Source organism: Klebsiella sp. V115_8 (assembly GCF_029967715.1).
GTDB lineage: Bacteria > Pseudomonadota > Gammaproteobacteria > Enterobacterales > Enterobacteriaceae > Klebsiella > Klebsiella quasipneumoniae.
In genome coordinates this window covers 22,019-40,401 of the sequence record NZ_JASCAR010000046.1, presented here as the reverse complement: position 1 = coordinate 40,401, position 18,383 = coordinate 22,019, and the positions used below count along the sequence as shown (strand labels likewise).

The 18,383-nt window shown below is 62.5% G+C and carries 17 protein-coding genes; 10 read left to right on the top strand and 7 right to left on the bottom strand.

All coding sequences use genetic code 11. The annotated features are described in order from the left end of the window. Positions 1–8 precede the first annotated feature (8 nt). Both pgm and QLG03_RS23745 read left to right on the top strand, forming a co-directional pair. Complete coding sequence (pgm, locus tag QLG03_RS23750; RefSeq protein ID WP_023288859.1) at positions 9–1,649, top strand: phosphoglucomutase (alpha-D-glucose-1,6-bisphosphate-dependent); 1,641 nt, start codon at positions 9–11, stop codon at positions 1,647–1,649. A gap of 54 nt (positions 1,650–1,703) precedes the next feature. Continuing rightward, positions 1,704–2,141, top strand: coding sequence for an arginine:ornithine antiporter (locus QLG03_RS23745; protein ID WP_147734034.1), 438 nt, complete (start codon positions 1,704–1,706; stop codon positions 2,139–2,141). Here the strand turns inward: QLG03_RS23745 and kdpE are convergent. From kdpE to kdpF, 6 genes are read right to left on the bottom strand one after another with little or no spacing between them, the layout of a single operon-like run. Beyond that, positions 2,123–2,800 carry a two-component system response regulator KdpE gene (kdpE, locus tag QLG03_RS23740; protein WP_002894776.1) on the bottom strand — a complete coding sequence of 226 codons (678 nt, stop codon included), beginning with the start codon at positions 2,798–2,800 and terminating at the stop codon, positions 2,123–2,125. The genes QLG03_RS23745 and kdpE overlap by 19 nt on opposite strands. After that, positions 2,797–5,484: a two-component system sensor histidine kinase KdpD gene (gene kdpD, locus QLG03_RS23735; protein ID WP_032455149.1), complete on the bottom strand. Its 2,688-nt coding sequence runs from the start codon at positions 5,482–5,484 to the stop codon at positions 2,797–2,799. Before kdpD ends, kdpE begins: the two co-directional genes overlap by 4 nt. Then, on the bottom strand, positions 5,485–6,060 hold the full coding sequence (gene kdpC / locus QLG03_RS23730) for a potassium-transporting ATPase subunit KdpC (RefSeq protein ID WP_023288862.1): 576 nt from the start codon (positions 6,058–6,060) through the stop codon (positions 5,485–5,487). A 10-nt stretch (positions 6,061–6,070) separates the two neighbouring features. Further along, positions 6,071–8,119, bottom strand: a complete 2,049-nt coding sequence (kdpB, locus tag QLG03_RS23725; RefSeq protein ID WP_072421300.1) for a potassium-transporting ATPase subunit KdpB — start codon at positions 8,117–8,119, stop codon at positions 6,071–6,073. A 20-nt stretch (positions 8,120–8,139) separates the two neighbouring features. Beyond that, positions 8,140–9,819, bottom strand: coding sequence for a potassium-transporting ATPase subunit KdpA (kdpA, locus tag QLG03_RS23720; RefSeq protein WP_178944978.1), 1,680 nt, complete (start codon positions 9,817–9,819; stop codon positions 8,140–8,142). Continuing rightward, positions 9,819–9,908 carry a K(+)-transporting ATPase subunit F gene (kdpF, locus tag QLG03_RS23715; RefSeq protein WP_020323459.1) on the bottom strand — a complete coding sequence of 30 codons (90 nt, stop codon included), beginning with the start codon at positions 9,906–9,908 and terminating at the stop codon, positions 9,819–9,821. The genes kdpA and kdpF overlap by 1 nt, the downstream gene beginning before the upstream one ends. A 310-nt stretch (positions 9,909–10,218) precedes the next feature. On the opposite strand from kdpF, the gene QLG03_RS23710 reads away from it, so the two are divergent. Together QLG03_RS23710 and phrB are read left to right on the top strand one after the other, a co-directional pair. Beyond that, entirely contained in the window at positions 10,219–10,425 is a 207-nt protein-coding gene (locus QLG03_RS23710; RefSeq protein ID WP_002894847.1) for a DUF2517 family protein, read from the top strand. A 182-nt stretch (positions 10,426–10,607) separates the two neighbouring features. After that, a complete protein-coding gene (gene phrB / locus QLG03_RS23705) occupies positions 10,608–12,050 on the top strand; it encodes a deoxyribodipyrimidine photo-lyase (protein ID WP_255988234.1) in 1,443 nt (480 codons plus the stop codon). Here phrB and QLG03_RS23700 read toward each other — a convergent pair. Beyond that, complete coding sequence (locus tag QLG03_RS23700; RefSeq protein WP_048334425.1) at positions 12,022–13,500, bottom strand: MFS transporter; 1,479 nt, start codon at positions 13,498–13,500, stop codon at positions 12,022–12,024. The genes phrB and QLG03_RS23700 overlap by 29 nt on opposite strands. 267 nt (positions 13,501–13,767) lie before the next feature. Between QLG03_RS23700 and QLG03_RS23695 the strand changes: the two genes are divergently transcribed. Genes QLG03_RS23695 through nei form a run of 6 tightly spaced genes read left to right on the top strand, consistent with a single transcriptional unit; the run spans position 13,768 to position 18,331 of the window. Then, entirely contained in the window at positions 13,768–14,511 is a 744-nt protein-coding gene (locus tag QLG03_RS23695) for a type 2 GTP cyclohydrolase I (RefSeq protein ID WP_023288867.1), read from the top strand. Positions 14,512–14,525: 14 nt separating this feature from the next. Then, positions 14,526–15,182 carry a 5-oxoprolinase subunit PxpB gene (gene pxpB, locus QLG03_RS23690; RefSeq protein ID WP_044521671.1) on the top strand — a complete coding sequence of 219 codons (657 nt, stop codon included), beginning with the start codon at positions 14,526–14,528 and terminating at the stop codon, positions 15,180–15,182. Further along, positions 15,176–16,108: a 5-oxoprolinase subunit PxpC gene (gene pxpC, locus QLG03_RS23685; RefSeq protein ID WP_023288869.1), complete on the top strand. Its 933-nt coding sequence runs from the start codon at positions 15,176–15,178 to the stop codon at positions 16,106–16,108. The genes pxpB and pxpC overlap by 7 nt, the downstream gene beginning before the upstream one ends. Further along, positions 16,098–16,850: a 5-oxoprolinase subunit PxpA gene (pxpA, locus tag QLG03_RS23680; protein ID WP_023288870.1), complete on the top strand. Its 753-nt coding sequence runs from the start codon at positions 16,098–16,100 to the stop codon at positions 16,848–16,850. The genes pxpC and pxpA overlap by 11 nt, the downstream gene beginning before the upstream one ends. A 29-nt stretch (positions 16,851–16,879) precedes the next feature. Next, entirely contained in the window at positions 16,880–17,524 is a 645-nt protein-coding gene (pcp, locus tag QLG03_RS23675; RefSeq protein WP_255988519.1) for a pyroglutamyl-peptidase I, read from the top strand. Between the two features lie 15 nt (positions 17,525–17,539). After that, positions 17,540–18,331: an endonuclease VIII gene (gene nei / locus QLG03_RS23670; protein WP_023288872.1), complete on the top strand. Its 792-nt coding sequence runs from the start codon at positions 17,540–17,542 to the stop codon at positions 18,329–18,331. Positions 18,332–18,383 lie beyond the last annotated feature (52 nt).

Here is an 18,383-nt window from a genome sequence, read left to right as displayed (position 1 = left end):
ATCAGGCAATGGCAATCGATAAACGTGCGGGGCAGCCTGCGCAACAGAGTGATTTGATTAACGTCGCCCAACTGACTGCTCAGTACTACGTGCTGAAGCCTGAAGTCGGTAATGCGGAGCATGCGGTCAAATTCGGCACCTCCGGCCATCGCGGCAGCGCGGCGCGTCACAACTTCAACGAACCGCATATCCTGGCCATCGCCCAGGCGATTGCGGAAGATCGTGCGAAGAACGGGATCACCGGTCCGTGCTATGTCGGTAAAGATACCCACGCCCTGTCCGAGCCGGCGTTTATTTCGGTGCTGGAAGTGTTAACCGCCAACGGCGTTGACGTGATCGTGCAGGAAAACAACGGCTTCACCCCGACGCCGGCGGTCTCCAACGCGATTCTGGTGCATAACAAAAAAGGCGGTCCGCTGGCGGACGGCATTGTGATCACCCCGTCACACAACCCGCCGGAAGATGGCGGTATCAAGTACAACCCGCCAAACGGCGGTCCGGCTGATACCAACGTCACCAAAGTGGTGGAAAACCGCGCCAACGAACTGCTGGCCGCTGGCCTGCAGGGCGTGAAACGCCTTCCTCTGGACGCGGCGCTGGCTTCCGGCCACGTCAAAGAGCAGGATCTGGTGCAGCCGTTTATTGAAGGCCTGGCGGATATCGTCGACATGGCGGCGATCCAGAAAGCGGGCCTGACGCTGGGCGTCGATCCGCTGGGCGGTTCCGGTATCGAATACTGGAAGCGCATTGGCGAGCACTACAAGCTCAATCTGACCATTGTGAACGACCAGGTAGACCAGACCTTCCGCTTTATGCACCTCGATAAAGACGGCGCCATCCGCATGGACTGCTCCTCGGAATGTGCGATGGCGGGCCTGCTGGCGCTGCGCGATAAGTTCGATCTGGCGTTTGCCAACGACCCGGATTACGACCGTCACGGGATTGTCACCCCAGCCGGGCTGATGAACCCGAACCACTATCTGGCGGTGGCGATTAACTACCTGTTCCAGCATCGTCCGCAGTGGGGCAAAGAGGTGGCGGTCGGTAAAACCCTCGTCTCCTCGGCGATGATTGACCGCGTGGTGAACGATCTGGGCCGCAAGCTGGTGGAAGTGCCGGTGGGCTTTAAGTGGTTCGTCGACGGCCTGTTCGACGGCAGCTTCGGTTTCGGCGGCGAAGAGAGCGCCGGGGCCTCCTTCCTGCGCTTCGACGGCACGCCGTGGTCCACCGATAAAGACGGCATTATCATGTGCCTGCTGGCGGCGGAAATCACCGCAGTGACCGGCAAAAACCCGCAGGAGCACTATAACGAGCTGGCGGAGCGCTTTGGCGCGCCGAGCTACAACCGTCTGCAGGCTTCCGCGACCTCCGCGCAGAAAGCGGCGCTGTCTAAGCTGTCGCCGGAAATGGTCAGCGCTGACACCCTGGCGGGGGATCCGATCACCGCCCGTCTGACCGCAGCGCCGGGCAACGGGGCGGCGATTGGCGGCCTGAAAGTGATGACCGACAACGGCTGGTTCGCGGCGCGTCCGTCAGGCACCGAAGACGCCTACAAGATCTACTGCGAAAGCTTCCTCGGCGAAGAACATCGCAAACTGATCGAAAAAGAAGCGGTAGAGATTGTCAGTGAAGTGCTGAAGAACGCCTAAAGGCGCACGACCATCAGGCCCCTCGCGGGCCTGATTTTTTTCGCAAGGATAGCGATGAAAATACAACGGAAGTCCCTGTTTTTGTTCTGGGCGTGGATGGATCTCTTTTTCGTCCTGCAATTCTTATGGTGGAATATTGCCCACCGCCGACTCCCTTTTTACGACGACCTGCTGGCTTATCTCCAGCAGCTGCACGCCTGGGGCGCTGCGGCGGTCTGGCTCTATCCGCTGAATGTGCTGCTGATTATCAGCATCCCGCTGTCGATGATCCTCTTTTTCCGTCAGAGCCGCTATGGGCTGTGGCTGGCCTGGGGGCAGGTGCCGCTCAGGCTGGTGTTTATGCAGCCTTCGCTTTCTTTGGGTCTGTGGCTGATTCAGGCCGCCGGCGTCCGGCATTTCGCGATCCTGGCAGGCTTCCTGCTGCTCTCTGAAGGGCTGAAAATCGCCAGCCTCTGGTACTGCAGAGGCGGGGCTCAGGGCATAAAGCGATAGCCAATCCCGGTTTCGGTCAGCAGATGCTGCGGGCGCGCCGGATCGGCCTCCAGCTTTTGCCGCAGGTGACCCATATAGATCCGCAGATAATGGCTGTGCTCCACGGCGTTAGGGCCCCACACCTGATTCAGCAGCTGGCGCTGGGTAAGCACTTTGCCGGGATTATTCAATAGCGCCGCCAGCAGACGAAACTCGATGGGCGTCAGGTGGATCTCTTCGCTGCCGCGCAGGATGCGGCGGGCGGGGATATTGACCTCCAGGTCGGCGAAGCGCACCACCGGCTCGTCGGCCTGCGCCGCGCCGTGACGACGCAGTGCGACGCGCAGGCGGGCCTGCAGCTCGCCGATGCCAAAGGGTTTACTTAAGTAGTCATCGGCGCCGGCATCCAGGGCGGCAATTTTGTCGTGCTCTTCGCTACGCGCTGACAGGACGATAATCGGCATCTGACTCCACTGGCGCAGGTCGCGAATAAAATCAATGCCGTCGCCATCCGGCAGGCCGAGATCGAGTATCGCGAGGTCGGGCTTACGGGTGGCGGCTTCGATCAGCCCGCGCTGCAGGGTTTCCGCTTCAAATACGCGCATGCCGTCGGCTTCCAGCGCGGTGCGCAGAAAGCGACGGATAGCGTGTTCGTCTTCGATAATCAGAACGTTAATCACAATTCCTCAGATAGCTCTTCCAGTTCAGGGGGCGTTTCTCCCGGCAGTGTAACACGGAATGAGGCGCCGCCTTCCGGCCGGTTGCTGGCGGAGATGGTCCCGCCGTGGACGTCGACGATGGCCTGACAGATGGCAAGGCCCAGCCCGACGCCGGGGATCGCCGACTCTTTGTTGCCGCGGGCGAATTTATCAAAGATAGCCTGTTCCTGACCCGCCGGGATCCCCGGACCATTATCCCATACCTCCAGCGACAGCTGCCGGGCGTCCGCTTCGGCGCGAATACCGATGTCCGCCCGGGCGCCGGCATACTTATGGGCATTCTCCAGCAGATTGATCAGCACCCGCTCGAACAGCGGCCCGTCGACATGCACCAGCTGCAGCGGGTCGGGTAAATCCAGTTGAACGTGCTGGCCGCCGAGGCTCGGCTCGAGCATACGCAGCGCGCTGCCGACCACTTCCTCCAGCGTCAGCCACTCCTTGTGCAGATTAAAGCCGCCGGACTGGATCCGCGCCATATCCAGCAGGTTGTTCACCAGCCGGGTGGTATTGAGCACATGCTGGCGGATTTCATTGGCCTGCGGGGCATGCTTCGAGCCCTCGCTGGCCAGATCGAGGGTCAGGATTTCCGCCTGGCCAAACAGCACGGTGAGCGGGGTACGCAGATCGTGGGACAGGGCGGCGAGCAGCGAGTTACGCAGGCTTTCGCGCTCGCTGGTCAGCCGGGCCTGCTCTTCGCTGGCGGTCAGGGTGAGACGCTCCAGGGCGCTGGCCACCAGCAGGGTGAAGGTCTCCAGCAGCCGCTGCTGCTCCGGGATCATCAGCTGGCGCAGATTCGCCGGCTCCACCACCAGCAGTCCCCAGGTGCGGGCGGCGCTCTTCAGGGGCAGGATCTGATACGGCACGCCGGGCAGGGTATCGGTGCCGGCGCCGGCGGGTTGCCCCTTATCAAAGCTCCAGCGGGCGATGGCGTCATCCCACGGCGTCAGCCCGGGCTGGTGGGTTAAGGGCAGCAGTTTCCCCTGGGCGTCCGGGAGCAGCAGCTGGCTGCGAGCCTGAAAGGTGGAGGCGATAAACCGCTCGCTGGTGGTGGCGATATCCTGCTGGCTACGACCCACCGCCAGCGCTTTGGACATTTCATACAGGTGGCGGGTACGCCGCTCGCGATAGCGCGCCACCCGCGCCTGGTAGCGCACGCCGGCGGTGAGGTTACCGATAAGCAGGCCAACGGTGAGCATCACGCCGAAGGTGAGCAGATACTGGACATCTGACACCGCCAGCGTGCCGCGCGGGGCGACAAAAAAGAGATCGAAGCTGATAACGTTGATCACCGTCGCCAGCACCGACGGCCAGCGGCCATAGAGCAGGGCGATGATCACCACCCCCAGCAGATAGAGCATGACCAGGTTGGCGGCTTCGAAGGCCATCAGCCACTGCATGGCCACCAGGGTAATGATGGCGCACAGGGCCACCGCCAACGCGCAGCCCTGCAGCTGCAGCCGCCATTTCTCCAGCGCCGGACGAGTGTCGCTGGCGCGCGCCGGAAGGGGGAAGGGCTTTTCATCCAGGGCGATGACCACCAGATCGAGGTCCGGCGCGTGACGAGCCAGACGGTCGGCGAAGCCGCTGCGATCCCACCAGCGGCGCTTGCTCTGGCGGCCGATGACAATTTTTCCGAGATTATGTTCGCGAGCGTAATGGAGGACCGCTTTCTCTTCAGACGGGTCGGAGAGGGTGGCGGTTTCGGCGCCCAGCTCCTGGGCCAGACGCAGCGCGGCGAGGATGGCCCGCCGCCGGGATTCCGGCAGGCGGTGCAGGGAAGGCGTTTCGACATATACCGCATGCCAGACGCTGCCCAGACGGGCGGCGAGGCGGGCGGCGGTACGCACCAGCTTTTCGCTGCCGGTGTTGTGCCCGATACAGAGCAGAATGGCGTCGCGGGTGTGCCAGACTTTCTCCTGGCCCTGGCGGTCGCGCCAGGCGCGCATCTGCTCATCGACGCGATCGGCGGTACGGCGCAGAGCCAGTTCGCGCAGCGCAATCAGGTTCCCTTTGCGGAAAAAGTTCTCGATAGCGCGCTCGGCCTGGCCGCCGATGTAGACTTTGCCCTCATTGAGCCGCTGGCGCAGATCGTCAGGGGGGAGGTCCACCAGCACCACGTCGTCCGCGGCGTCAAAAAAGGGATCGGGGACGGTCTCCCGCACCTGCACGCCGGTGATCCCGCTGACGACGTCGTTCAGGCTTTCCAGATGCTGAACGTTAACCGTGGTGAAGACGTCAATCCCGGCCTCCAGCAGTTCGTCCACATCCTGCCAGCGCTTCGGATGGCGGGAGCCGGGGGCATTACTGTGCGCCAGTTCATCCACCAGAATCAGCGCCGGGCGGCGGGCGAGGGCGGCGTCGAGGTCGAACTCATACACGTAGCGCCCGCGGTGAGCGAGCCGCCGCGGCGGCAGGGTGCTCAGGCCCTGCAGCATCGCGGCGGTCTCTTTCCGGCCGTGGGTCTCCGCCACGCCAATCAGAATATCCAGCCCCTGGGCCCGCAGCCGCTGCGCTTCCGCCAGCATCGCCCAGGTTTTCCCCACCCCGGCGCAGGCGCCGAAGAAGACTTTCAGTTTGCCGCGATGCGGGGCGGCGGTGTGCTGCAGCAGGCGGTCAGGGTCCGGACGCAGCGGCTCGTCACTCATTTACTTATCCTTCAGGGCATCCAGCGCCATATTGAGTTGCAGTATATTGACCACCGGCTGGCCAAGGAAGCTCAGCAGCGGCGTTTGTGTGGCCTGATTAACCAGCGCGGTCACCTGGTCGACGCTCAGCTGGCGCGCTTTGGCCACCCGGGGCGCCTGCCACAGCGCGGCGGCCGGGGTCAGGTTGTTATCGAGACCGCTCGCCGAGGTGGTGACCAGTTCGACTGGCACCCGCGGGTCGGCATCCGGGTTCGCGGCGCGCAGGGCCTGCACCCGCTCGCTCACCGCCTTATCCAGCGCCGGGTTGCTGGCGGCGAGGTTGCTGCCGCCAGAGGCCATCGGGTTATCCGCTGTCTCCGCGGTGGCTGACGGGCGGCCCTGGAAATAGCCTGCGGCGGTAAAGTTCTGGCCAATCAGCGCCGAGCCGCGCACCTCGCCGTTCAGGCGGATCAGCGAGCCATTGGCCTGTGAGTTAAACCACCACTGTCCCAGGCTGGTGGTCAGCAGAGGATAAACGCCGCCGGTGAGCAGGGTTAACAGAATAAATAGCACAAGTGCTGGACGAATCAATGACATAGTTTGTTCCTCACACCAGACCGCTCAGGGTCAGCAGCAGGTCAATGGCTTTAATACCGATAAAAGGCACCAGCAGACCGCCAAGGCCGTAGATCCACAGGTTGCGGCGCAGCATCGCCGAGGCGGAGAGCGGGCGATAGCTCACCCCTTTCAGGGCCAACGGGATCAGGAAGACGATGATCAGCGCGTTGAAGATAACGGCGCTGAGGATCGCCGACGATGGCGAATGCAGGCCCATCACGTTCAGCATCGCCAGCTGGGGATAGACCGCGGCAAACGCCGCCGGAATAATGGCGAAATATTTCGCCACGTCGTTGGCAATACTGAAGGTGGTCAGCGAGCCGCGCGTCATCAGCATCTGTTTGCCGATATGGACCACCTCAATCAGTTTGGTGGGGTTGGAATCCAGGTCGACCATGTTGCCCGCCTCTTTCGCCGCCTGGGTGCCTGAGTTCATGGCCACCGCGACGTCGGCCTGGGCCAGCGCGGGCGCGTCGTTGGTGCCGTCGCCGGTCATCGCCACCAGCCGACCTTCCGACTGATACTGGCGGATCAGCGCCAGCTTGGCTTCCGGCGTCGCTTCGGCGAGGAAATCGTCGACGCCGGCCTCGGCGGCGATCGCCGCGGCGGTGAGGCGGTTATCGCCGGTGATCATCACCGTTTTAATGCCCATTTTGCGCAGCTGGGCGAAACGCTCTTTGATGCCGCCTTTGACGATATCTTTGAGGGAAATAATTCCCAGCACCTTTTCACCTTCGGCAACCACCAGCGGCGTGGCCCCCTGGCGGGCGACCTCTTCCACCTGCTTCTCGACATCGGCAGGGAAGTGGCCGCCGTTTGCCTCCACGTGACGGCGAATCGCGTCCACCGAGCCTTTACGGATCATGCGCTGATCGATATTGATGCCGCTCATCCGCGTTTGCGCGGTAAAGGGGACAAAGGTGGCGTGCAGCGACTGCAGATCGCGTTCGCGCAGGTTGAAGCGCTGCTTCGCCAGCACCACGATGCTGCGTCCCTCCGGGGTTTCGTCAGCCAGCGAGGAGAGCTGGGCGGCGTCGGCGAGGGTTCGCTCTTCCACACCGCGCGCCGGCAGGAAAGCGGAGGCCTGGCGGTTGCCAAGCGTAATGGTCCCGGTTTTATCCAGCAGCAGGACATCGACATCGCCAGCGGCCTCCACCGCGCGGCCGCTGGTGGCGATCACGTTGGCGCCCAGCATACGGCTCATCCCGGCGACGCCGATCGCCGACAGCAGACCGCCGATGGTGGTCGGGATCAGGCACACCAGCAGAGCGACCAGCACGGTGACGCTCACCGCATTGCCGCTCCAGGCCGAGAAGGGCCAGATGGTGGCGGTGGCCAGCAGGAACACCAGCGTCAGGGCGATCAGCAGGATCGTCAGGGCGATTTCGTTCGGCGTTTTACGGCGCTGGGCGCCTTCCACCATGGCGATCATCCGGTCGAGGAAGGTTTCTCCCGGGTTGACGCTGCAGCGGATCACCAGCCAGTCGGAGAGGATGCGCGTCCCGCCGGTCACCGAGGCGAAATCGCCGCCGGATTCGCGGATCACCGGCGCGGACTCGCCGGTAATGGCGCTTTCGTCCACCGAGGCGCCGCCTTCGATGACTTCGCCATCGCAGGGGATAATATCCCCGGCTTCCACCAGCACCACGTCGCCTTTGCGCAGGTCTTCCGCCGGCACATGGTCGACCGTCGCGTCATGCTGCGGGGCGCGCAGCTTACGGGCGAAGGCCGTTTTTTTCACCCCTTTCAGGCTATTGGCCTGGGCTTTGCTGCGGCCTTCCGCCATCGCTTCGGCAAAGTTGGCGAACAGCACGGTAAACCATAACCAGATACTGATGGCGGCGGTAAACGTGGCGCTGCCGGTCAGGGCGCCGCTAGCCATGGCGATGGCCAGCAGGGTGGTTAACAGGCTGCCCACCCAGACGATAAACATCACCGGATTGCGCCACTGCACCATCGGGCTGAGTTTTTTCACGGCATCCAGCAGCGCCTGGCGCACCAGCGTCGGCTCCAGCAGGGCTAATTGTTTGCGACTCATAACAGGGGGCTCCGCATCGCTCAAAGTAAGGAAAAGTGTTCGGCCAGCGGGCCAAGCGCCAGCGCAGGAATAAAGGTCAGGGCGCCCACCAGCAGCACGGTGCCGATCAGCAGACCGATAAACAGGGCGTCGTGGGTGGCCAGGGTACCGGGGCTGGCCGGTTGAATTTTCTTCGTCACCAGCGAGCCGGCGATAGCCATCACCGGAATGATGACGGCGAAGCGTCCAGCCAGCATGCAGAACGCCAGCAGCAGGTTCCAGAAGGGCGTCGCCGCGCCCAGGCCGGCGAAGGCGCTGCCGTTGTTATTGGCCGCCGAGGTGACGGCGTACAGCACTTCGCTAAAGCCGTGCGCGCCGGGGTTGAACATCCCGGCGCGGCCGGCCTCGGTCATCATCGCCAGCGCCGTGCCGAGCAGTACCAGCGTCGGGGTGACCAGAATGGCCAGGGCGATCATTTTCATTTCCCGGACATCGATTTTCTTCCCGAGGTACTCCGGGGTGCGGCCGACCATCAGCCCGGCGATAAACACCGCCAGCATAACGAACAGCAGCATGCCATAGAGACCCGAGCCGACGCCGCCGAACACCACTTCGCCAATCTGCATCAGCCACATCGGCACCATCCCGCCCAGCGCGGTGAAGGAGTCATGCATGGCGTTGACCGCGCCGCAGGAGGCGGCGGTGGTGATCACCGCGAACAGACTGCTGGCGAGAATACCGAAGCGGCTCTCTTTACCTTCCATATTCAGGCTGCTGTCGGCGCCCAGCGTCAGCAGGTGCGGGTTGCCGCGGGTTTCCGCCCACATCACCACGGCGACGCAGAGGATAAAGATCAGCGTCATCGCCCACAGGATAGCGCGCCCCTGGCGGCGATCGCTCACCACCTCGCCGAAGGCGAAGCACAGCGCCGCCGGGATCAGGAAGATGGCCAGCATCTGCACGAGATTGGTCAGCGCCGTCGGGTTTTCAAACGGATGGGCGGAGTTAGCGTTAAAGAAACCGCCGCCGTTGGTGCCCAGCAGCTTAATCGCTTCCTGTGAGGCGACAGGCCCCATCGGCAGCAGCTGGTGCGCCCCTTCGAGGGTGGTAAAGGGCTGGTAAGCCTGCAGGTTCTGCGGCACGCCTTGCTGAATAAAGAACAGGGCCACCAGCAGAGAGAGCGGCAGCAGCAGCCACAGGGTAATGCGCGTCAGGTCGACCCAGGCATTGCCGAGGGTGGACATTTTCTGTCGGGCGAAGGCGCGGGTCAGGGCGAAGACTACGGCGATGCCGGTGGCGGCGGAGAGGAAATTCTGCACCGTCAGCCCCACCATCTGGCTGAGATAGCTCATGGTGCTTTCGCCGGCGTAAGCCTGCCAGTTGGTATTACTGACAAAGCTGACCGCGGTGTTGAGCGCCAGATCCCACGGCAGCCCCGGCAGGTGCTGCGGGTTAAAGGGCAGCACGCCCTGGAGCATCAGCAGGGCAAACAGCGCCAGGCCGCCGAGGGCGTTAAACAGCAGGATCGCCAGCAAATACTGCAGCCAGCCCATCTCTTCGGCGCGGATCCCGGCCACGCGCCACAGAACGCGCTCGACGCCGGCCAGGCCGGGAAGCGGGATGTCGTTCACCATTCTCGCCAGACACATCCCCAGCGGGCGCGCCAGCGCCAGCAATACCAGCAGGTAGCTGGCTAATAAAAAAAATCCCTGGGCAGCCATCAGAATGCCTCCGCATGTATCAAGGCATAAACCAGATAAGCCAGTAACAGGAACACCAGCCCAACGCCAGTGAGTACGCCTGCAGTCACAATCCACCTCCGGGTGTGTTTTTGATTTACCAGGAGAATAGAAATTACGGCGCAAAGATTTCGCAAAAATCCGCGGGCGCGGTGTAAAAAAAGTATAAAAATGGCAAAGGCACAATTTAACTGATGGTTAGTATTAATTTAACTTTTTCGTAACTAATTTACGGGATGAATGTAAATTAAGTATAAATACGTGCTTTTTAGTGGTCGGATGAGTAGTAAAATTACAACCAACGCGGTACTATTTTGCTCAAACAAACATGGTAATTTTTTACCGGCGCGACTTGCCGGCCTGACAAAGGGGAGAGAAATAATGGCGTTGTACAAAGCTTATCCTGCTCATATTATTTTGCTGCGTCGGGCTTTCGCCGTCGTGGCTGGCGTCGCGGCGCTGCCGGTGATGCTGTTCTGGAAAGATCGCGCCCGCTATTACAGCTGGCTGCACCGGGTGTGGTCGAAAACCAGCGAGCAGCCGGTGTGGATGGCGCAGGCGGAAAAAGCCGCTCACGACTTCTACTGATTCGCCCTGCTGCAATGAAAGCCAATAACCGCCGGTTGCCCCCGGCGGTTTTTTTTCGTCGCTTGTCTACACTCGTTGCAAGCGCCGCAGCGGAATTGGCAGGTGCTTATTTTGCCGAAGCGCGCTATTTTTTCCGGCTTAGATCATGAGATGAGTTTTGCTGACGGATAATGAGGAGTGATATGGCCACCCATCTGGTCTGGTTACGCACGGATTTACGCATTCACAATAACCTGGCGCTGGCCGCAGCCTGCCGCGATCCGCAGGCGCAGGTGCTGGCGCTCTATATTGCCACCCCGGGGCAGTGGCGCGAGCATCATATGGCGCCGCGGCAGGCCGCTTTTATCGCCAGCCATTTGCACAGTCTGCACGCCGCGCTGGCGGAGCGTGGCATACCGTTGTGGGTAGAAGAGGCGGACGATTTTAGCGCCAGCGTCGAGCGGCTGGCCCAGTTTTGCCAGCAGCACCAGGTCAGTCACCTGTTCTACAACTATCAGTACGAATTCAATGAACGCCAGCGCGATGCCGCCGTTGAGAACACCTTGAGCGAAGTGATTTGCCAGGGATTTGACGACAGCGTCCTGTTGCCGCCCGGCAGCGTACTGACCGGCGGCGGCGAAATGTATAAAGTCTTCACTCCGTTTAAGAATGCGTTTATTCGCCGGCTACGGGAAGGGCTGCCGGCGTGCGTGGCCGCGCCAAAGCCGCGCGAGGCACCCGCCCGCCAGGCGCCGCCGCCGCCGGAGCTCAACTATCCGCAAACGCCGTTCGATGGGCTGCTGTTTGCTGCAGATGAAAAAACGGCGCTGGCGCGGCTGCGCGCGTTTTGTCAGCAACCGGCGGCGGATTATGAGGGGCAGCGCGACTTCCCGGCCGTGGAAGGGACCAGTCGCCTGTCGCCCTGCCTGGCCACCGGGGTGCTGTCGCCGCGCCAGTGCCTGCATCGGCTGCTGACGGAACACCCCGCCGCGCTGGACGGCGGGGCAGGCGCCACCTGGCTTAATGAGCTGATTTGGCGCGAGTTTTACCGCCATCTGATGGTCTACTATCCGAAACTCTGTAAAGGACGGCCGTTTGTCGCCTGGACCGATAAGGTCGCCTGGCGCGAAGAGGATGGCGCCCTGCAGGCCTGGCAGCGCGGGGAGACCGGCTATCCGATTGTCGATGCCGCCATGCGCCAGCTTAACGCCACCGGCTGGATGCATAACCGGTTGCGCATGATCGTCGCCAGCTTCCTGACTAAAGATCTGCGCCTCGACTGGCGGGCAGGGGAGCGCTATTTCATGAGCCAGCTGATTGATGGCGACCTGGCGGCGAACAACGGCGGCTGGCAGTGGGCGGCTTCGACGGGCACCGACGCCGCGCCCTATTTCCGCATATTTAATCCCACCACCCAGGGCGAGAAGTTTGATAAGCAGGGGGTGTTTATGCGTCGCTGGCTGCCGGAGCTGGCAAAGGTGCCGGAGAAGGCGCTGCATCAGCCGTGGGCGTGGGCGGATAAACAGGGGATTACGCTGGATTATCCGCGCCCGATAGTCGATCACAAGCAGGCGCGGCAGGAGACGCTGGCGGCCTGGGAGGCCGCCAGAAAGGGGATTACTCCACCGCCAGACGGCGGGTCCTGACCTTCAGCGAGTGATACAGCCAGATGACCAGCACCACGCCGACGCAAGCCAGCGCGCCCCAGGTGATCTGGCTGAAGACGTTGATGTAGGCGTCAATAGAGTAGTTCACCGCCCCGGCGGCGTCGAATGACGCCTGCGAGGTCTGGTCGGCGATAACGCCGGCCAGATAGTTGGCGATGGCCCCGGAGAGCAGCATATAGATGCCGGTCAACACCCCGGTGACCCCCGGGATCTCAATGCGGGTGATTTGCGACATCGCGACCGGGTCGATAAACAGTTCGGCAAAACCCATCACCGCCAGCCCCAGCACCATCAGCGGCATGGACGACTGACCATAGGCCGCCGACCAGCGGGCGCTGAGGGTTAGGATGCAGAACCCGGCGCTCATCAGGCCCAGACCGAGGGCAAATTTTCCCCAGATGCGCACGGTGCGATTACCGCCGACGCTCTCTTTCACCAGCCACGCCAGCACCATGCCGCAGAGCATCACCGCGAAGGCATTGATCGACTGGAACATAGCGGTAGGGACTTCGTAGCTCATGATATGGCGGTTAACGAAGCGGTCAATATACAGGCTGATGGAGCTGCCGCCCTGTTGGGCGAAGGCCCAGAACAGCAGGCTGAAAGCGGTCAGGACGACGATCAGGCGCAGATCCTTGCGCTGTTTATCGGTCTCGGCGCGCAGGTAGATCCGCGCCAGCACCGCGAGGCCAATGGCCGTGGCCACGATCAGGGCATATACCGACCACTCCTGCCAGAACAGCACGGCAATCAGCAGCGGAGCAGTGACCAGCAGCACCAGCAGCCAGCCCCAGTTCGGCAGCAGCAAACGACGGGCGCACAGCGCCTGGCGGTTCACGCCGGCGGTATGCTGGAAGTGGCGGTTGCCGCAGAGGAAAATCACCAGTCCCGCCACCATGCCGATGGCCGCCAGGGCAAAGCCCATCGCCCAGCTATACTCCTCCTGGACGTAGCCGCAGGCGATCGGCGCGATGATCGAGCCGATATTGCCCGCGGCATACATCAGCGAGAAACCGCCATCGCGACGCGGATCGGCGGGTTCGTACAGCTCGCCCAGCAGACAGCTGACGTTGGATTTAAACAACCCGTAGCCGCAGACGATGATCGCCAGCGACAGGTAGAGGAAGACCGGGGCGGTTTCGCTGGCCCCGAGCACCAGATGGCCAATGGCCATCAGCAGCGCGCCGAGCATGACCGCCATCCGGTTGCCTAACAGCTTATCGGCCAGATAGCCGCCGAGGATCGGCGTCACATAGACCAGCGAACAGTAGGCGCTGAACAGGGCGTAAGCGTGGTTATCGTCATATTTAAGCTGATTGGTGAGATAGAGGATCAGCAGGGCGCGCATGCCGTAGAAGCTAAAGTATTCCCAGATTTGCAGCGCCACGACGTAGTAAATCGCCCGCGGTTGCGATGATGTTGTCTTCATGAGAAGTGTGTTTCCTGGCGTAAAGCGAAAGTCGATCGTTCTGCATGAATAGCGTTTAATTAGTCATATTCATGGCTTGAGGGGCTTTCTGATTATTTAATATGCTTTATTAGTGCATAAATATACACGAATGCGCGGCGGAATGAATAGACAAATTGCGCTATTCGGTAAAAAGTCATCGTCAGTGTCGGAGGCGGACTATCGACGACCCGAATGGATCTGGTTATGTTATGCCTTTGTATACCCTGATTATCTGCTGGAGTGGCGATGAAAAATAGCGAACTGGAACAACTGATAAACGACAAGCTCAATAGCGCAGCCATCAGTGACTTCGCCCCTAACGGTCTGCAGGTGGAAGGGCGCGACACGGTGCACAAGATCGTCACCGGAGTCACGGCCAGCCAGGCGCTGCTGGATGAGGCCGTCCGCCTGCAGGCGGATGCGGTAATCGTCCATCACGGCTATTTCTGGAAAAACGAATCGCCAGTGATCCGCGGCATGAAGCGCCGGCGCCTGAAAACCCTGCTGGCCAACGATATCAATCTCTACGGCTGGCACCTGCCGCTGGATGCCCATCCCGAGCTGGGCAATAACGCGCAGCTGGCGCATCTGCTGGGGATTAACGTGCTGGGCGAAATCGAACCGCTGGTGCCCTGGGGCGAACTGTCGATGCCGGTGTCCGGCCTCGAGCTGGCCTCGTGGATTGAAGCGCGGCTGGGACGCAAGCCGCTGTGGTGCGGCGATACCGGGCCGGAGACCGTCAGCCGCGTCGCCTGGTGTACCGGGGGCGGCCAGAGCTTTATCGACGCCGCGGCGCGCTTTGGCGTGGACGCGTTTATCACCGGCGAGGTGTCGGAACAAACCATCCACTCTGCCCGCGAGCAGGGCCTGCATTTTTATGCCGCCGGCCACCACGCCACCGAGCGGGGCGGCATTCGCGCCCTCAGCGAATGGCTGACGGAAACCACCGACCTGGATGTCACCTTTATTGATATTCCTAACCCTGCCTGACGGGAGAGAGAAAAGTGCAGCGAGCGCGTTGTTATCTGTTAGGAGAAACGGCTGTCGTGCTGGAGCTGGAGCCGCCGGTTACCCTTGAAAGCCAGCAACGGATCTGGGGATTAGCCCAGCGTCTGGCGAACCATGAAGAGGTGATTGACGCCATTCCCGGCATGAACAATATCACTGTGGTGCTCCGCCGCCCGCAGGAGGTGGCGTGGGAGGCGATAGACCGTCTGCAGCGCTGGTGGGAGGAGAGCCTTGCGATCGAGCCAGAGTCGCGCTCGCTGTCTGTTCCGGTCGTCTACGGCGGCGAGGCCGGACCGGACCTCGGGGTAGTGGCGCAGCACAGCGGCCTGAGTGAAAAACAGGTCGTGGAGCTGCACGCCTCGGTGGAATATCTGGTCTGGTTTATTGGTTTTCAGCCGGGATTTCCCTACCTGGGCGGGCTGCCTGCGGCGCTGGCGACACCGCGTCGCGCCGAACCGCGCGTGCTCGTCCCGGCCGGGTCGGTGGGTATCGGCGGCGCGCAAACCGGTATCTATCCGCTGGCGACGCCCGGCGGCTGGCAGCTGCTGGGGCGCACCGCGCTGACGCTGTTCGACCCGGCGCGGAAGGAGCCTGCGCTACTGCGCGTGGGCGATAAAATTCGCTTTGTGCCGCAAAAGGAGGGGGTATGTTGACCTTGATCCGCGCCGGCCTGTACACCTCGGTACAGGACGGTGGACGAGAAGGCCTGCGCCAGTCTGGCATCAGCCGCTGCGGCGCCCTGGATTATCCCTCGCTGGTGATTGCCAATCTGCTGGTTGGCAACGAGGCGAATGCCGCCGGGCTGGAGATTACCCTCGGCCAGGTGGAGATCGAATTTGCCCGCAGCGGCTGGTTTGCGCTGACCGGCGCCGCCTGCGAAGCGACGCTGGACGGTAAAGCGGTCTGGGTGGGCTGGCGCACCGCCTACCGGGCCGGGCAGCGGCTGGTGCTGAAAACGCCGCAGCATGGCATCCGTAGCTATCTGGCGGTGGCGGGCGGGATTGCGGTCCCCGAGGTCCTTGGCTCGCGCTGCACGGATCTCAAGGCGGGGATTGGCGGTCTGGAAGGACGCCGGCTGCAGGACGGCGACAAGCTGAAGCTCGGGAAAGCCGCCCGCCGCTTCACCACCCCGCGCGGCGTCAAGCAGCTGCCGCTGGGCAACCGCATTCGTGCGCTGCCCGGGCCGGAGTATCATGAATTTGATGAGGCCTCGCAGGCGTCATTCTGGCGCGCCCCCTGGAAGCTCAGTCCGCAGAGTAACCGCATGGGGTACCGCTTACAGGGGCAGCCACTGAAACGCACCACCGATCGTGAAATGCTGTCGCACGGCCTGCTGCCGGGCGTGGTGCAGGTGCCGCACAACGGCCAGCCCATTGTGCTGATGAACGACGCGCAAACCACCGGCGGCTATCCGCGGATCGCCTGCATTATCGATGCCGATATGTATCAGCTGGCGCAGATCCCGCTGGGGCAGCCGATCCATTTCGTGGCCTGCTCGCTGGAGGAGGCGCTGAAGGCGCGGGCCGATCGCCAGCGTTATCTTGAACAACTGGCCTGGAGACTCCACGATGATGATTGATCTTAATGCCGATCTTGGAGAAGGCGGGGCGAACGATAGCGCGCTGCTCCAGCTGGTGTCATCGGCGAATATCGCCTGTGGTTTTCACGCCGGCGACGCCGGGCTGATGGTGCAGAGCGTGCGCGAGGCGCTGAAGTACGGCGTGGCGGTGGGCGCCCATCCGGGATATCCCGACCGGGAAAATTTTGGCCGCACGGCGATGGATCTGCCGCCGGAAACGGTCTATGCCCAGACGCTGTATCAGATTGGCGCTCTGGCGGCGATCGTTCAGGCGCAGGGCGGCGAGATGCAGCACGTGAAGCCGCACGGCATGCTCTACAACCAGGCGGCCAAATCGCCGCCGCTGGCCGACGCGATCGCCCGCGCGGTCCGCGATGTTAACCCGCAGCTGGTGCTGGTGGGTCTGGCGGGCAGCGAATTGATCCGCGCCGGACAGCGCTATGGTCTGACGACGCGTCAGGAGGTGTTTGCCGATCGCGGTTATCTGGCCGACGGCAGCCTGGTGCCGCGCAGCCAGCCCGGGGCGCTGATTGACAGCGAAGAGCAGGCCCTGGCGCAAACCCTCGAGATGGTGCAACACCACCGGGTGCGCAGCGTCAGCGGCGAATGGGCGAACGTGGTGGCGCAGACGGTATGTCTGCACGGTGATGGTCCGCATGCCCTCGATTTTGCCCGCCGTTTACGGGCGGCGTTCGCCGGGCGCCATATTCTGGTCAGCGCTCAGCCAGAGGCTGAGATATGACAATCGGCATGACCGCGAAGGAGAGGATGGTGGCGGGAGTATTACTCACCGGTTTCGAACCCTTTGACGGCGAGACGGTGAACCCTTCCTGGGAAGTGGTGCAGCAGCTTGACGACACTATGATTGCTGGCCAGCCGGTGACCGCCCGGCAGCTTCCCTGCGTGTTTGGCGAGGCGCTGTCGGCGCTCGACGCGGCGATAGAGGACCTGCAGCCGAAGCTGGTTATCGCGGTGGGGCAGGCCGGCGGTCGGGTCGATATCAGCGTCGAACGTGTGGCGATCAACGTCGATGATGCGCGTATCCCCGATAACAAAGGCCAGCAACCCATCGACACGCCGATCGTCGACGGCGGGCCGGCGGCGTGGTTCAGCACCTTGCCGATCAAAGCGATCGTCAGCGCGCTGCGCGATCGCGGGATCCCGGCCTCGGTGTCGCAGACTGCCGGCACCTTCGTCTGCAACCACGTCATGTACGGCCTGTTGCACAGGCTGCAGGGTCAGGCTGAGGTGAGAGGCGGTTTTATCCATATTCCATGGCTACCGGCGCAGGCGGCGGCCCATCCCGGCGAGCCGAGTATGGCGATCGCCACCGTGCGGGAGGCGCTGGAGACGGCCATTGCCGTGGCCCTGCGCCAGCCGGTGGACAGTAAACTGGGTGGCGGCGCCACCCACTGACAAAAGGATGACAGTATGCCGGAAGGTCCGGAGATCCGCCGCGCGGCGGATACACTGGAGGCGGCAATCAAAGACGAACCCTTAACCGACGTCTGGTTCGCCTTTCCCCGGTTGCAACCCTACCAAACCCCGCTGATTGGTCAGCGGGTTACCCATATCGACACCCGGGGCAAAGCCCTGCTGACCCGCTTCTCCGGCGGCCTGACCCTGTACAGCCATAATCAGCTGTACGGCGTCTGGCGCGTGGTTGACGCTGGCGAACAGCCCGCCTCTAACCGGGTGCTGCGCGTCAGGCTCCAGACCGCCAGCAAGGCGATTTTGCTCTACAGCGCGTCGGACATTGAGATGCTCACAGCGGAGCAGGTGGCCAACCATCCGTTCTTGCTGCGCATCGGTCCGGACGTACTGGATATGACGTTAACCGCGGAGCAGGTGAAAGCGCGGCTGCTGTCGGCCAAATTCCGCCATCGTCAGTTTTCCGGCCTGCTGTTGGATCAGGCTTTTCTTGCCGGGCTGGGAAACTATCTGCGGGTGGAAATCCTCTGGCAGGTGGGGCTGACCGGGCAGCATAAGGCCTCGGAGCTGAATGCAATACAACTGGATGCGCTGGCGCACGCGCTGCTCGATATCCCGCGGCTTTCTTATCGTACCCGCGGCCAGCCCGATGACAACAAGCACCACGGCGCGCTGTTCCGCTTTAAGGTGTTCCATCGCGATGGCGAACAGTGCGAGCGCTGCGGGGGCGTGATTGAGAAGACGATGCTCTCCTCGCGGCCGTTTTACTGGTGCCCGCACTGCCAGCATTAAGCCGGCGGCCAGGCAGCGCCAGACCTCATCGTCAGGCATAAAAAAACGCGCC

What these genes read in the sequence shown, in the direction of transcription:
- QLG03_RS23695 (WP_023288867.1), top strand. Translation starts at nt 13,768, where the DNA reads ATGAAAAATAGCGAACTGGAACAACTGATAAACGACAAGCTCAATAGC.
- pgm (WP_023288859.1), top strand. Translation starts at nt 9, where the DNA reads ATGGCAATCGATAAACGTGCGGGGCAGCCTGCGCAACAGAGTGATTTG.
- QLG03_RS23710 (WP_002894847.1), top strand. Translation starts at nt 10,219, where the DNA reads ATGGCGTTGTACAAAGCTTATCCTGCTCATATTATTTTGCTGCGTCGG.
- nei (WP_023288872.1), top strand. Translation starts at nt 17,540, where the DNA reads ATGCCGGAAGGTCCGGAGATCCGCCGCGCGGCGGATACACTGGAGGCG.
- QLG03_RS23745 (WP_147734034.1), top strand. Translation starts at nt 1,704, where the DNA reads ATGAAAATACAACGGAAGTCCCTGTTTTTGTTCTGGGCGTGGATGGAT.
- kdpA (WP_178944978.1), bottom strand. Translation starts at nt 9,819, where the DNA reads ATGGCTGCCCAGGGATTTTTTTTATTAGCCAGCTACCTGCTGGTATTG.
- kdpB (WP_072421300.1), bottom strand. Translation starts at nt 8,119, where the DNA reads ATGAGTCGCAAACAATTAGCCCTGCTGGAGCCGACGCTGGTGCGCCAG.
- QLG03_RS23700 (WP_048334425.1), bottom strand. Translation starts at nt 13,500, where the DNA reads ATGAAGACAACATCATCGCAACCGCGGGCGATTTACTACGTCGTGGCG.
- pxpC (WP_023288869.1), top strand. Translation starts at nt 15,176, where the DNA reads ATGTTGACCTTGATCCGCGCCGGCCTGTACACCTCGGTACAGGACGGT.
- pxpA (WP_023288870.1), top strand. Translation starts at nt 16,098, where the DNA reads ATGATGATTGATCTTAATGCCGATCTTGGAGAAGGCGGGGCGAACGAT.
- kdpD (WP_032455149.1), bottom strand. Translation starts at nt 5,484, where the DNA reads ATGAGTGACGAGCCGCTGCGTCCGGACCCTGACCGCCTGCTGCAGCAC.
- kdpC (WP_023288862.1), bottom strand. Translation starts at nt 6,060, where the DNA reads ATGTCATTGATTCGTCCAGCACTTGTGCTATTTATTCTGTTAACCCTG.
- phrB (WP_255988234.1), top strand. Translation starts at nt 10,608, where the DNA reads ATGGCCACCCATCTGGTCTGGTTACGCACGGATTTACGCATTCACAAT.